The sequence below is a fragment of the Actinocrinis sp. genome (genome assembly GCF_035650855.1).
Lineage (GTDB): Bacteria > Actinomycetota > Actinomycetes > Streptomycetales > Catenulisporaceae > Actinocrinis.
The window spans coordinates 1-12,918 of sequence record NZ_DASRGV010000152.1; the positions used below are offsets into that span (position 1 = coordinate 1).

General features: G+C 72.0%; 12 protein-coding genes. 4 read left to right on the plus strand and 8 right to left on the minus strand.

All coding sequences use genetic code 11. The annotated features are described in order from the left end of the window. Positions 1-3: 3 nt before the first annotated feature. The 3 genes from VFB40_RS11695 to lpdA form a co-directional block, all read right to left on the minus strand. Entirely contained in the window at positions 4-708 is a 705-nt protein-coding gene (locus VFB40_RS11695) for a hypothetical protein (protein ID WP_324849863.1), read from the minus strand. A gap of 238 nt (positions 709-946) precedes the next feature. Continuing rightward, on the minus strand, positions 947-2,854 hold the full coding sequence (sucB, locus tag VFB40_RS11700) for a 2-oxoglutarate dehydrogenase, E2 component, dihydrolipoamide succinyltransferase (protein ID WP_324849865.1): 1,908 nt from the start codon (positions 2,852-2,854) through the stop codon (positions 947-949). A gap of 50 nt (positions 2,855-2,904) precedes the next feature. Further along, positions 2,905-4,305 (minus strand): dihydrolipoyl dehydrogenase, encoded by a 1,401-nt coding sequence (gene lpdA / locus VFB40_RS11705; protein ID WP_324849867.1) that lies wholly within the window; start codon positions 4,303-4,305, stop codon positions 2,905-2,907. A 359-nt stretch (positions 4,306-4,664) separates the two neighbouring features. Here lpdA and VFB40_RS11710 point away from each other — a divergent pair, with 359 nt between their 5' ends. Next, a complete protein-coding gene (locus VFB40_RS11710) occupies positions 4,665-5,006 on the plus strand; it encodes a hypothetical protein (RefSeq protein ID WP_324839082.1) in 342 nt (113 codons plus the stop codon). 114 nt (positions 5,007-5,120) lie between these two features. On the opposite strand, the gene VFB40_RS11715 is transcribed toward VFB40_RS11710, so the two are convergent. Further along, a complete protein-coding gene (locus tag VFB40_RS11715) occupies positions 5,121-6,647 on the minus strand; it encodes a leucyl aminopeptidase (protein ID WP_324849869.1) in 1,527 nt (508 codons plus the stop codon). 150 nt (positions 6,648-6,797) lie between these two features. Between VFB40_RS11715 and gcvT the strand changes: the two genes are divergently transcribed. Further along, positions 6,798-7,946, plus strand: a complete 1,149-nt coding sequence (gcvT, locus tag VFB40_RS11720) for a glycine cleavage system aminomethyltransferase GcvT (protein ID WP_324849871.1) — start codon at positions 6,798-6,800, stop codon at positions 7,944-7,946. A 217-nt stretch (positions 7,947-8,163) separates the two neighbouring features. Next, positions 8,164-9,351: a protein kinase family protein gene (locus VFB40_RS11725; protein ID WP_324849873.1), complete on the plus strand. Its 1,188-nt coding sequence runs from the start codon at positions 8,164-8,166 to the stop codon at positions 9,349-9,351. A gap of 22 nt (positions 9,352-9,373) precedes the next feature. Here VFB40_RS11725 and VFB40_RS11730 read toward each other — a convergent pair whose 3' ends face one another. The 3 genes from VFB40_RS11730 to cobU are packed head-to-tail and all read right to left on the minus strand — an operon-like array spanning position 9,374 to position 12,129. Continuing rightward, positions 9,374-10,363, minus strand: coding sequence for an adenosylcobinamide-GDP ribazoletransferase (locus VFB40_RS11730; RefSeq protein WP_324849875.1), 990 nt, complete (start codon positions 10,361-10,363; stop codon positions 9,374-9,376). A 20-nt stretch (positions 10,364-10,383) separates the two neighbouring features. After that, a complete protein-coding gene (locus VFB40_RS11735; RefSeq protein ID WP_324849877.1) occupies positions 10,384-11,478 on the minus strand; it encodes a nicotinate-nucleotide--dimethylbenzimidazole phosphoribosyltransferase in 1,095 nt (364 codons plus the stop codon). A 54-nt stretch (positions 11,479-11,532) separates the two neighbouring features. After that, positions 11,533-12,129 (minus strand): bifunctional adenosylcobinamide kinase/adenosylcobinamide-phosphate guanylyltransferase, encoded by a 597-nt coding sequence (gene cobU / locus VFB40_RS11740; RefSeq protein ID WP_324849879.1) that lies wholly within the window; start codon positions 12,127-12,129, stop codon positions 11,533-11,535. A 29-nt stretch (positions 12,130-12,158) separates the two neighbouring features. Here cobU and VFB40_RS11745 point away from each other — a divergent pair, with 29 nt between their 5' ends. Beyond that, positions 12,159-12,383, plus strand: a complete 225-nt coding sequence (locus tag VFB40_RS11745) for a hypothetical protein (RefSeq protein ID WP_324839075.1) — start codon at positions 12,159-12,161, stop codon at positions 12,381-12,383. A gap of 33 nt (positions 12,384-12,416) precedes the next feature. On the opposite strand, the gene VFB40_RS11750 is transcribed toward VFB40_RS11745, so the two are convergent. Next, positions 12,417-12,918 (minus strand): aldo/keto reductase (locus VFB40_RS11750; protein ID WP_324849882.1); only part of this gene is annotated, 502 nt, incomplete at its 5' end.

Consider the following 12,918-nt stretch of genomic DNA (forward strand, 5'->3'; position numbering starts at 1 on the left):
GGCTTACAGACCGGAGGCGAAGGCGTACGGCTGGAACGCGACGTCCTGGCCGACGTCAAGCTGAATGACCTCGTGCGGCGTCAGCTTGATGTCGGACGGGTTCCCGGTGTACTTCTGCCCATTGACATACGTGATGACGGAGCCGGACGCGGGACCGACCTGGCTGCCGGAGAGCGGCTGGTTCCACTCGGCGAAGATCTGACCGAGGGTGTACTCCTTGGTCGTCGGCGACTCGACGTGCAGGACGCCGCTGCTGTCGTGCGTGTGCAGGTAGTACAGCTGCTTGCCGCCGTCGACGAACTGCGAGCCGTCCTGCAGCTGCTCGGTCGTCCACGGCTTGACGATGCCGATGCCGGCGGGGACCAGCTTCTGCTTGCCGTTCACGTAGATCGCCAGGTGCGCGTGGATGTGGTAGGCCAGCTGTTCCTGGGTCTGCGCCGAGACGCCGTCCACGGTCTGCCCGGTCAATCCGTCCCAGGTCTGCGCGAGCGCGTTGGGCGTGGTGTTGGTCTGGGCCGCAGGCGTGCTGTTGTTCTTCTTCGACATCGCGAGCGCGATGAGCCCCGCGACCAGGGCGAGCACGAGCACGCCCGCGCCGACGCCGAAGTAGATCTTGCGCTTGCGCTCCAGACGCGCCTGCTCCGCGCGCATCTTCTCGATCTGCGCACGGCGCTCTTGCGCGCTCTTCTTGCTGGCCTGCGATGCCATCGTCCCGCCCTGTGAGTGATAACGCCGACTGAAACTTTATGACGCCGGCTGCAAGGTAGTGACGCCGTCGGTCGGTTTACCGTACAACCACTTCCTGAGCGAGCGCATATGGCCTTCTCAGGGCTGCGCGCAGTGACTTCCGGCTGCCCTTGCCGACCTGCATAAACGCGGCACGTCCCGGCGGCCGCCCGCCGAAGCGGGAGCCGCCGGGACGTGAAAGCAGTCTCGGCGAACGGGCTTACAGCCCGAGCTCGGACTCGAAGCGCCCTTCCTCCAGCCGCGACTTGATCGTGGTGAGGAACCGCGCCGCGTCCGCGCCGTCCACCAGGCGATGGTCGTAGCTGAGCGCGAGGTACACCGTCGAGCGCACCGCGATCACCTCGCCGAGCACCGGGTCGGTGACCACGGCCGGGCGCTTGACCACGGCGCCGGTGCCCAGGATGCCGACCTGCGGCTGGTTGATGATCGGGGTGTCGAACAGCGCGCCGCGCGAACCGGTGTTGGTCAGCGTGAAAGTGCCGCCGGCCAGCTCGTCCGGGGAGACCTTGTTGTCCCGGGTGCGCGCCGCCAGGTCCGCGATCGCCCGCGCGATGCCGCCCAGGTTCAGGTCCCCGGCGTTCTTGATCACCGGGACGAGCAGGCCGCGCTCGGTGTCCACCGCGATGCCCAGGTTCTCCGAGCCGTGGTAGGTCACGGTCCCGGCTTCCATGTCGATCGAGGCGTTCACCTGCGGGAACTGCTTGAGCGCCTCGACCGCGGCCATCGCGAAGAACGGCAGGAAGGACAGCTTGACGCCCTCGCGCGCCTCGAAGTCCTTCTTCGCGCGCTCGCGCAGCCGGGCGATCGACGTGACGTCGACCTCGACGACCGTGGTCAGCTGCGCGGAGATCTGCAGCGACTCGACCATCCGCTTGGCGATGACCGTGCGCAGCCGCGACAGCTTCTCGGTGCGGCCGCGCAGCGGGGAGACCGCGACCGGGGCCGCGGGGGCGCTCGGCGCGGCGGCGCCGTTGACGGCGGCCGGGGCGGGGGCGGGCTTCGGCGCGAGCGCCTTGGCCGCCTCGATGACGTCCTGCTTGCGGATGCGACCGCCGACGCCGGTGCCGTCGACCGTCGACAAGTCGACGCCGCGCTCGGCCGCGAGCTTGCGCACCAGCGGGGTCACGTACGCGCCGGGACCCTCGTCGTCGGCGGGCTGCGCCGTGCTCTGGGTCTGTGCCGCGGTCTGCGCCGGGGCCGTGCCGGGCTGCGGAGCCGGAGCGGCGGCCTGCGCGGGCGCCGGCGCGGCCGGGGTGGGCGACGGCGGGGCCGGAGCCGGAACCGGTGCGGGCGCGGGGTCAGGCGCGACCGCGGGCGCGGGTGCCGGCTGCGGAGCCGGAGCCGGAGCCGGGGCCGGTGCCGGAGCCTGGGCCTGCGGCGGCGTCGGGACGACCGAGACCGGCGCGGGCTCCGGGGCCGGCGCCGCGGAGGCGGGGGCCGAACCGGGGGCGCCGATCACCGCGAGGGTCGTGCCGACCTCGACGGTCTCGTCCTCCGCCACGTTGATGGCCACGACCACGCCGGCGGCGGGGGAGGGGATCTCGGTGTCCACCTTGTCGGTGGAGACTTCCAGCAGCGGCTCGTCCGCGTCCACGGAGTCGCCGACCGACTTGAGCCAGCGGGTGACGGTGCCCTCGGTCACCGATTCGCCGAGCGCCGGGAGCACCACCGGGGTGCCGCTCACCGGGCCGGGAGCGCCTGCCGGGGCGGGGGCGGCCGGAGCCTGGGCGGGCGCGGGGGCCGGAGCGGCCGCCGCCGGAGCGGGCTGCGGCGCGGGTTCCGGAGCCGGGGCGGGAGCCGGGGCCGGGGCCGCGGCGGGCGCGGGCGCCTGCTGGGCCGGGGCGGCGGCAGCGGGGGCCGGAGCCTCGCCGGGTCCGCCGATCACCGCCAGCTCCGCGCCGACCTCGACGGTCTCGTCCTCGGCCACCTTGATCGACAGCACCACGCCGGCGGCGGGGGAGGGGATCTCGGTGTCTACCTTGTCGGTGGAGACTTCCAGCAGCGGCTCGTCGACCTCGACCGTCTCCCCTTCCTTCTTCAGCCACCGAGTGACGGTGCCCTCGGTGACCGACTCGCCGAGCGCGGGCATCGTTACTGATGTCGGCATGGGTTTCTCTCCTGACTACCTACGTTCTCGGGTCCGTGGGAAGGGGACTCTCAGTCGTGTACGTGCAGCGGCTTGCCGGCCAGGGCCATGTGCGCCTCGCCCAGCGCCTCGCCCTGCGTCGGGTGCGCGTGCACGAACTGCGCGACGTCGCCCGGCGTGGCGTCCCAGTTGTAGATCAGCTGCGCCTCGGCCACCAGCTCGCCAGCCCGGTCCGCGACGATGTGCACGCCGACCACCCGGTCGTCCTCGCCCGCGACCCCGATGATCTGCACCAGCTTGACCTCGCCCTGGGTCTTGAGGATCTTGCTCTTGCCGTTGCCCGCGAGGTTGTAGTTGAAGGTCTTCACGTGGTCCGCGCCGTACCGCTCCTTGGCGATCGCCTCGGAGATACCGCAGGAGGCGACCTCAGGCTGCGAGTACGTCACCCGCGGCACGCCGTCGTAGTCGATCGGGCGCGGGTTCTGCCCGGCGATGTGCTCGGCGACCAGGATGCCCTCGGCGAAGCCGACGTGCGCGAGCTGCAGGGTCGGGATCAGGTCGCCGACCGCGTACACGCCCGGGGCGGAGGTCTGGCAGAACTCGTTCACCTTCACGTAGCCGCGGTCCACGACCACCCCGGCCTGCTCGAAGCCGAGGTTCGCGGACACCGGGCCGCGGCCGACCGCGACCAGCAGCAGTTCGGCCTCGAAGCTCTTGCCGTTCTCCGTCGAAACCCGCACGCCCGACTCGGTGTACTCGACTCCGGAGAACCGGTTGCCGAGCTCGAACTTGATGCCGCGGCGGCGGAACGCGCGCTCCAGCAGCTTCGAGTTGTTCTCGTCCTCGAGCGGCACCAGGTGCGGCAGCGCCTCGATGATGGTGACCTCGGCGCCGAAGGACTTCCAGACGGAGGCGAATTCGCAGCCGATGACGCCGCCGCCGAGCACGACCACCGAAGCCGGGACGCGGTCCAGCTTGAGCGCGTGGTCGCTGCTGATGATCCGGTCGCCGTCGATGTTCAGGCCGGGCAGCGACTTGGGCACCGAGCCGGTCGCGAGGACCACGTTGCGGCCGGTGTACGTCTCGCCGTTCACAGTCACCTGATTGGGCGCGCTCAGCACGCCCTCGCCGGCCACGAAGGTGATCTTGCGGGCCTTCACGATGCCCTGCAGGCCCTTGTACAGCTGGCCGACCACGCCGTCCTTGTAGCTGTTGACCCCGGCCATGTCGATGCCGTTGAGCTGGCTCTGCACGCCGAAGGAGGCGCCCTCGCGGGCCAGGTCGGCGACCTCGGCCGCGTGCAGCAGCGCCTTGGTGGGGATGCAGCCGCGGTGCAGACAGGTGCCGCCCACCTCGGCCTTCTCGATCAGGGCCACGTTCATGCCCAGGTCGGCGGCGCGGAAGGCGCAGGCGTACCCGCCGGACCCGCCGCCGAGGATCACTACGTCGAATACATTCCCGGCGTCAGCCACTTGTCGTCTCCTCGCGTCTTCGCGTGTGCGCTCAACCGTCCGAGCCCGCCGTACGCAGCCGGATGGCCTGATTCCGGATCGCCGGGACGCTCCGGGATGGCACACTGACAAGCATCCTGCCACCCGCGCAGGTGGGGGGCCTCTCGGCGACCGCCGCCCCGGCGGTCCTGCGTGCGGGCCGGCCGGGATGGTTGGTTGGTGGTACGGCGCCAGCTTAGTGCGGTCCGGGAGGGCGCGGTTGCGCATGGCCGACCGGCGTGGCCACCGTTGAGGGGCGTGCTGCGTCTACCTGGTAGTAGAGCGAACGCGCTCGTCCGCAATCCGGTCGCGGCCGGCCGAACTCAACGAGGTGATGAAAGGTGGCGTTGTTCAGCCGCAGGGGAAGGTCCGCAGGTGGCGGCGCCACGTACGGCCGCGATCTGCGTGAGGACGAGGCGCACCTGACCCGATTCGCCCGTTCGCGCGGCGGGGTAGAGGCTTTCGTCGAGCCGCGCACGGCTGTGACCGAAACCACAGTGGTGCTGGTTGCGGCGAACGGCGAGTGGACCCGGCGCCGGGTACCGGGTCCGCAGGCCGCTCATCAGCTCGCTCACCGCCTGGGCATTCCCGCGTATGACGCGATGGTGGTCGGCTATCCGCAGCGGATGCGTGACTGGAGCGCGCGGATCGCCGCGGAGGCAAAGGCCAAGCGGGAGCCGTGACGCGCTCCCGCCCGAGCCGAGCCCGCATCCGCTGAAATTCAGTCAGTTTCCTACGGGGCCTACTGGTTCATTACTGGTTCATACGGGGCCCACTTCCACTTGTCCCCGAGTGCCTTACAACAGTCCATCGGCCGCGTCCTGGGCGAGCTGAACCAAGGTCCGTACCGCATAGCCCGTGCCGCCCTTGGGGGTGTACCCGAACGGCGCGACAGTGTTGTAAGCCGGACCGGCGATGTCCAAGTGCGCCCACGGCATGCCTTCGGGGACGAACTCCTTGAGGAAGATGCCCGCGACGAGCATGCCGCCCATGCGGTCGCCCATGTTCGCGATGTCGGCCACGTCCGAGTCCATCGTCTTGCGCAGGTGCGCGGGCAGCGGCATCGGCCAGATGTCCTCGCCGGCCCGCTCGGCCGCCGACTCGACCTGCGTGCGGAACTCCTCGTCGTTGGCCATGACCGCGCCGGTGCGGTGGCCGAGCGCCAGCACCTGCGCGCCGGTGAGCGTCGCGACGTCCACGATCGCGTCCGGCTGCTCCTCGCCCGCGCGCACGATCGCGTCCGCGAGCACCAGCCGACCCTCGGCGTCGGTGTTGAGCACCTCCACGGTCTTGCCGCCGTACATGCGCAGCACGTCCGACGGCCGGATCGCGTTCCCGCCCGGCATGTTCTCAGCCAGCGCCGCCCACGCGGTCGCCTTCACCGGCAGGCCCAGCTGCGCGATCGCGATCACCGCCTGCACGACCGCGGCCGCGCCCGACATGTCGCACTTCATGGTCTCCATGGCGTTGGACGGCTTGAGCGAGATGCCGCCGGTGTCGAAGGTGATGCCCTTCCCGACGAAAGCCAGGGAGCGCTGCGCGTCAGGGTGCGCATAGGTCACCTTCACCAGCCGAGGCGGCCGGCTCGAGCCCTGCCCGACGCCGATCAGGCCGCCGTAGCCGCCGTCGCGCAGCGCCGCCTCGTCGAGCACTTCGATCGTGAGCTCGTCGACCTCGGCCGAATCGACCGCCGAGGTGATCGCGTCCGCGAACGCCTGGGGGAAGAGGTGTGAGGGCGGTGTGTTGATCAGATCACGCGCGGCCTTCACCGCGTCGGCCACCACCTGCGCGCGCTTGCCGGCCGCGAGCGCGTCGGCGTTCGGATCCCCGGTCGTGACGAGCACGACCTGCTGCACCGGGCCCTTGCGGTCGGCCGGGTCGCCGGTCTTGTACCCGTCATACGAGTAGGCCGCGAGCGCCGCGCCCAGCGCGGTGGCCTCCACGACCTCCGCGCCCGCCACCGGCGTCACCAGCGCGACCTTGCCGAACCCGGCCAGCGAGCGCAGCGCGGACCCGGCCGCGCGGCGCAGGTCCTCCAGACCCGTCACGCCGACCACCTCGCCGTCGCCGGCCGAGCCGAGGCCGAGACCCACCACGACCGGGGCGGCCAGCGAGCCGTTCGCCGGGACCCGGGTCACCTCCTCCGCGGCCCCGGTGGCCCCCAGCGCCTTCAGGATCTGCGCGAGCCGGCCGCCGAACGCCTCGTCCACCGGCTCGGCGCCGGGTGCGAGCAGCACGCCGTCCTCGCCCTGGTAAACGCCGATGACGAGCGCGTCGGCTTCGACCCCGGCCACCGGGCCGGGCTGCAGTGAGATCCTGGTCACGTCTTGTCCTGTCCTGAGGTCGGGGAGTTGGCGGCATCGTAACCGCACGGTCGGGGCGGCGTGCCGGGTGCCTGCGGAGTGTGGGGTTTTCCCGCACCGGCCGGACGCGGGGAGGAGCCGTCCCGAATACTGGACGGTAGGCTCGGCGGCATGTCACAGACGCCGCCCTCACAACCCCTGCTCACCTCGCCGCTGCACGCCCGGCACGTCGCCCTCGGCGCGAAGATGGCCGACTTCGGCGGCTGGGAGATGCCGATCGAGTACTCCGGCGTCGTCGGCGAGCACACCGCGGTGCGCACCGGGGTCGGCGTCTTCGACGTCAGCCACCTCGGCAAGGCCACGGTGGCCGGCCGGGCCAGCGACGGCAGCGGCCTGACCGCGTTCGACTTCGTCAACGCGACGCTGGCCAACGACCTGCGCCGGATCGGCCCCGGCCGCGCGCAGTACACCCTGGCCTGCGACGAGGCCACCGGCGGCGTGGTAGACGACCTGATCGCCTACGTGAAGTCGCCGGAGGAGATCTTCCTCATCCCGAACGCGGCCAACACCACCGAGGTCGTGCGGCGCCTGGTCGCGGCCGCCCCGTCCGGCATCACCGTGACGAACCAGCACTCCGACTTCGCGGTGCTGGCCGTGCAGGGGCCGCGGTCCGCCGACCTGATCAAGACGCTCGGGCTGCCCGCGGACCACGACTACATGGCCTTCGCCACCGCCGCCTGGAACGGTAATCCCCTGACGGTCTGCCGCACCGGTTACACCGGCGAACACGGATACGAACTCGTATGCCGCTGGCAGGACGCGGACGAGCTGTGGGGCGCCATCCTGCGCGCCGGCGAGCCGTTCGACATCAAGCCCTGCGGCCTCGGCGCCCGCGACACGCTGCGCACCGAGATGGGATATCCGCTGCACGGCCAGGACCTCTCGCTCGACATCACCCCGGTGCAGGCGCGGGCCGGCTGGGCGGTCGGCTGGAAGAAGGACGCGTTCTGGGGCCGCGAGCCGCTGCTGGCCGAGAAGGCGGCCGGGCCGCGCCGGCTGCTCTGGGGGCTGCGGCAGGTCGACCGGGCCATCCCGCGCCCGCACATGGCGGTGTTCGATACCTCGGGACTCGACGATCAGGGCACCGTCATCGGCGAGGTGACCAGCGGTACGTTCTCGCCCTCGCTCAAAATCGGCATCGCGCTCGCTCTGCTGCCGCCGGCCACAGCCGAGGGGGATACGGTCTTCCTCGATGTGCGCGGTCGGCGCGCGGCGTTCACCGTCACCAAGCCGCCGTTCGTCACGCCGTCCACGCGGTGAGATTTAAGTCCGGATCGCAATACCGGCACACCGCCGGGTCTTAGCCGAGACCTGATTCACGGCCGGGCCGTATTTCGGCACCGGGGATGTATCAATTCCGACATACCTCACCCGATCGAGTGAACGTGTGCCTGACACTAGACAGACGCTGACTTCCTGGTGATGCTGGCGGTGCTTTTCGGCGTTCGACGGAGCGCTTTGAGTTCGGGAGGTGCGAGTGGCCACGACAACGGCGACCCACGATGTGGCCGAGACGGTGGACGCCGGAGCGGGGCTGAGCCCGCTCGTCGGCGCCGCCGCGACCAACGCGGGCGGTCTCGTCGTGCTGCGCGACGAACTCGGAATCCTGTCCGTCATGCGGTGCCTCGACGCGGGGCTGACCCTGGATCCCGGCTTCCAGTACGGCTATCCGGCCGAGAGCGCGGCGATGGCGGGCTTGACCGATCCGCGCCTGGCGCCGCCGCTCAGCTACGTGGTCGACGCGGCCGGGCAGATCGTCGCGACGGTGTGCCGGCACGTGACCGGGGTGCGCCTCTCGAAGGTGCTCGCGCAGCTGCCGCGCGGCCTTGACGTGCAGACCGCGTCCGTCGTCATCGCCGACGTGCTCGCCGCCCTCGACGCGTTGCACGCGCGCGGTGTCGCGCACCGTTCGCCGGACGCCGACCACGTCATCGTCGAGCCGAACGGCAACTGCGTGCTCGTCGACGTCGGACTCGTAGCCCGTCCCGCCGAGTCGGACCCGGCCACGGCCATGGCGGTCGACCTGGAACTGGTCGCCGACCTGCTGGTCACCTGCCTGACCGCCGGGCGTCGGATGCCCGAGCGCGGCGCGCGGTCCGGCTACTTCGCGCACGGCGAGCTGGAGGGTGTGGCCGCACGGCTCTACGACGCCCTCGTCGAAGCCGGCGCCGAGGCCGAAGCGGAGGCCGGGGCGGTCCCCGCAGACGCGGGCGCGCAGCACGTGTTCGCGCGCACCGCAGCACACCTGTCCCGCGCGCTGGAGGCGGTCGCCGCGGACAGCTTCGACGCGGGCTGGGACGGCCGCGGCCGGGAACGGCTGGCGATCGCGACCAGGGACCACCGCTCCTCGCGCCGCCGCTTCCTGGAATTCCGGCCCACCGGCTACACCGACCACCGCTGGACGATCCGCGGCTGGCACGCGGGAGCGCCGCGGGTGCGCCGCAGCAGGCAGCGTCTGACCGCCTCCGCGGATGTCATGCGGCAGGCCCGCGCGCAGCTGGTGGAGCTGTGGTCGGGCACCCCCGGCGCCCGTGGTCCGGGCAGCCACGCGGCCGGCGGCCACCTCGGGCCGGGATACACCCGCTATCTCATACCCCTGATCGCCTTCTTGCTCGCCTTCGGCCTGGCCCTGGTCCTGCTCGGCCTCTCCTCGTCGACGCCGTGACCGGAAGCCCCGGAAGCGCGCCCTAGAAGCGGACGGCCAGCACCAGAATCGCGACCGCCGCGCCCGTTTCGACCATCGCCCCGAGCACGTCACCCGTGATGCCGCCGAGCCGGTCGATGCAGCGCGCGAGCAGAGCCAGCGCCGCGGCCAGACCGAGCGGAACCGCGGCGGCCGCGAGCGCGGCGGTCTGCGGATCGACAATCAGCCCGAGCGCGCCGCAGACGATCGCGGCGACGACGCCCGCGGCCAGCGCCACCCGCACCCGCACCGACCCGGCGACCCACGAGCCCAGCCCGCCCGGCCGCGCCGACGGAATCGGCTGCGTGCACCCCGCCGTCACCCCGAGCCGCCCGGCCACCGCCGCGACGATCACCGCGACCGGGCCGCGGTGGATCGCGAAGGCCGCCGCCAGAGCGCTGATCTGTACCGCGAGCACCAGCACCAGCGCCACCACGCCGAAGGCGCCGATATCAGAGCGCTTCATCAGCGCGAGCGCCTGCTCGGCCGGCTTGTTCGAACCCAGGCCGTCCGCGGTGTCCGCGAGGCCGTCCAGATGCAGCGCGCGGGTCTGCGCCGCCAGCGCGGCCACCCCGATGACCGCCGCGATCAGCGGCGAGCCGGTCAGCCAGTTCGCCAGTTGCGCCGTACCGGCCGCGACCGCGCCGAGGCCGAGGCCCACCGCCGGAGCCGCGGTCATCGCGACGCTCACCACGGCCGCGTCGGCCCGCGGCGCCCCGGCCCGCCAGATCGTCAGAGTGCTGATGGCGAGCCGCAGTCCGCCGGAGATCCGGCCGGAGCGGCTCGGATGAGCCTGAGCCGGGGCCGCGTGCGCCGCGCTCCCGCCGCCATGCGCGGCAGCGTGGTCGGCAGTGTGCCCGGCCGCAGGGTTCGCACCTACGTCAGGGTTCGAGGGCACCGAGCCGGTGGCTTGCACTGCCGGCCCCTGGGCCGGCCCGACGGCGCCCGAGCCCGCTTCGGCTATCCCCCCGTCCCTGTCCGCATCAGCACTCATGCTCACTGCTTATCGCCTCGTCAAAGTCGCGAACGCATCAGCGGTTCGGGCAGGCCTTCCTCCGCGTACGAGCCGGTTTCCGCGAGGATCGTCACCGCCGACCGCAGCAGCGGCAGCGCCAGCAGCGCCGCGCAACCGCCGTCCGCACGCACCTTGAAGTCAAGCAGCGGCTCAAGTCCGAGCCGGTCGATCGCCTTCTGATACGCCGGCTCCGGGGACAGGTGCGCGGCCAGCATCCAGTCGGGCGTCCGGAACGCGATGCGCTGCGCGAGCACCGCGCAGGCCACGCTGCCGAGCCCGTCCAAGAGCACCGGGGTCTTGCGGATCGCCGCCTGCATCATGAAGCCGGTCAGCGCCGCGAAGTCCGGGCCCGCCACCGTCGCCAGCAGCTCGATCTGGTCGGCGATCACCGGCCGCGCCGCGCGCATCGCGTCACGCACCGCCGCGCACTTGCGCACCCACGCGCGGTCGTCGATCCCGCTGCCGCGTCCGGTCACCACCGCCGCGTCCGCGCCGGTCAGCACGCCGATGAGCACGCCGGCCGGGGTCGAGTGGCCGACGCCGATCAGCGAGGGCATGAGCAGGTCCGCACCCGAGTCGATCTCGGCGTCGGCGACCGCGATGCCGACCCGGAAGGCGGCGGCGGCCTCCTCGCGCGTGCAGGCCGGCTCCTGGTCGATGCGCCCGGTGCCGCGCCGGATCCGGCCGGCGGTCACCTCGGTCGGCAGGTCGGCGTACGCCGCGGCGTCCCAGTCCACGGACACGTCGATGATCTGCACCGACGCCTGATGCGTCCGCGCGAGCGCCTGCACCGGCCCGCCGCCCTGCACGATTCGGCGCACCATGGCCGCCGTGGCTTCCGGCGGATACGCGCTCACGCCGTGCTGCGCGATGCCGTGATCGCCGGCGAACAGCACCAGCCTGGCGCGCTCCAGCGGGCGGGGCGGGCACGCGCCCTGGACCGCCGCGAGCCACTGCGCCAACGTCTCGATCCGCCCGAAGGAGCGCGGCGGCAGCGCCACCGTCTCGGCCCAGCGGTCCCGTGCCGCCGCGCGCGCGGCCTCGTCCGGCCGCAGCACGCCCTCGGCGAACTTCTCCAGCTCTGTCGTGTCCATCGTCCCGCGAGCCTAATACGTCGCCCGCGCCGTGCGCCCGCGGGCGAGGGCTTGTTACCGCGGCCGGGCGTCCCGCGCCCACGCCTTCAGCCGCACCGGAATCCCGGCCACGACCAGCGTGACCTCGTCCGCGACCGTGGCGATCGCCTGGTTCAGCCGGCCGAGCTCGTCCCGGAACCGGCGCGTGCCGGCCGATTCCGGGACCACGCTCAATCCGACTTCGTCGCTGACCAGGACCACCGAACGCGCCGAATTCGAGTACGCATCAACGAGCTCGGACACCAGGCGACCGAGTGCCGTACGCGACGTGCCCTCACGCCAGGCCTCGTCGTCCCAAGCGCCTACCGAGTCCATCGCTGCGGTAAGCCACAGCGTCAGCGAATCCACCAGAACCGTTCGATCGGCCGTCCGCAGCAACTCAGCGAGCCGCGCAGGCGCCTCCCCAAGCTCCACGGTCTGACAAGTCGGCGGCCGCGTCGCCTGATGCCGCGCAATCCGCTCAGCCCACTCGGGGTCGCCGTCGTAGCGCGGAGCCGTCGCCGCGTACAGCACTTCCTCGTCGTCGACGAGCAGCCGTTCGGCGAACGCCGACTTGCCCGATCTCGCCCCGCCGAGCACAAGGGCGTGCCATGCCTGTGTCCGGGAATGCATCCGCTCGCCGCCTAGCTAAGGTATGGGCCATGGCTTTCACATGGCGGTACGAGAACGCTTCGGGTACAGAGGTTGAGCCGATCGTCCCGGTCGAGGGCGAGCACGCCGCCTTCTCGACCCAGGGCGACGCGGAGAGCTGGATCGGCGAGAACTGGCCCGAGCTGCTGGCCGCCGAGGTCGAGCAGGTCACCCTCCTGGAGGACGGGGTCGTGGTGTACGGCCCCATGTCCCTCCAGGAGTCGCCGCCCGCGTGAACACTCGCCGCCGCGGCGGCGAGCCGGCGGGTGCTACGGCCGCTTGGCCGGGGACGCCGTCAGCTTCGGATCGCGCCGCACCACCGGGTCGAGGATCTCGTCGATCCGCTTGAGCAGACCCTCGTCCAGCTTCACGCCGGCCGCCTTGACGTTCTCCTGAACCTGCTCGGGCCGGGACGCTCCGATGATCGCCGCGGAGACGTTCCGGTTCTGCAGCACCCAGGCCACCGCGAGCTGAGCCATCGTCAGACCGGCCTCCTGCGCCAGCGGCTTGAGCTGCTGCACCCGCGTGAGCACCTCGTCGTCGAGCAGGTCGCGCACGAAGTTGCCGCCCACCGGGTCGGTGGCCCGCGAACCGGCGGGCGGAGCCTGGCCGGGCTGGTACTTGCCGGTCAGCACGCCCTGCGCGATCGGTGACCAGACGATCTGGCCGAGACCCAGCTCCTCACAGGCCGGCACGACCTCGGCCTCGATCACCCGCCACAACATGCTGTACTGCGGCTGCGAGGAGATCAGCGGCACCCCGAGCTGCCTG

What these genes read in the sequence shown, in the direction of transcription:
- VFB40_RS11695 (WP_324849863.1), bottom strand. Translation starts at nt 708, where the DNA reads ATGGCATCGCAGGCCAGCAAGAAGAGCGCGCAAGAGCGCCGTGCGCAG.
- sucB (WP_324849865.1), bottom strand. Translation starts at nt 2,854, where the DNA reads ATGCCGACATCAGTAACGATGCCCGCGCTCGGCGAGTCGGTCACCGAG.
- gcvT (WP_324849871.1), top strand. Translation starts at nt 6,798, where the DNA reads ATGTCACAGACGCCGCCCTCACAACCCCTGCTCACCTCGCCGCTGCAC.
- VFB40_RS11730 (WP_324849875.1), bottom strand. Translation starts at nt 10,363, where the DNA reads ATGAGTGCTGATGCGGACAGGGACGGGGGGATAGCCGAAGCGGGCTCG.
- VFB40_RS11735 (WP_324849877.1), bottom strand. Translation starts at nt 11,478, where the DNA reads ATGGACACGACAGAGCTGGAGAAGTTCGCCGAGGGCGTGCTGCGGCCG.
- cobU (WP_324849879.1), bottom strand. Translation starts at nt 12,129, where the DNA reads ATGCATTCCCGGACACAGGCATGGCACGCCCTTGTGCTCGGCGGGGCG.
- VFB40_RS11745 (WP_324839075.1), top strand. Translation starts at nt 12,159, where the DNA reads ATGGCTTTCACATGGCGGTACGAGAACGCTTCGGGTACAGAGGTTGAG.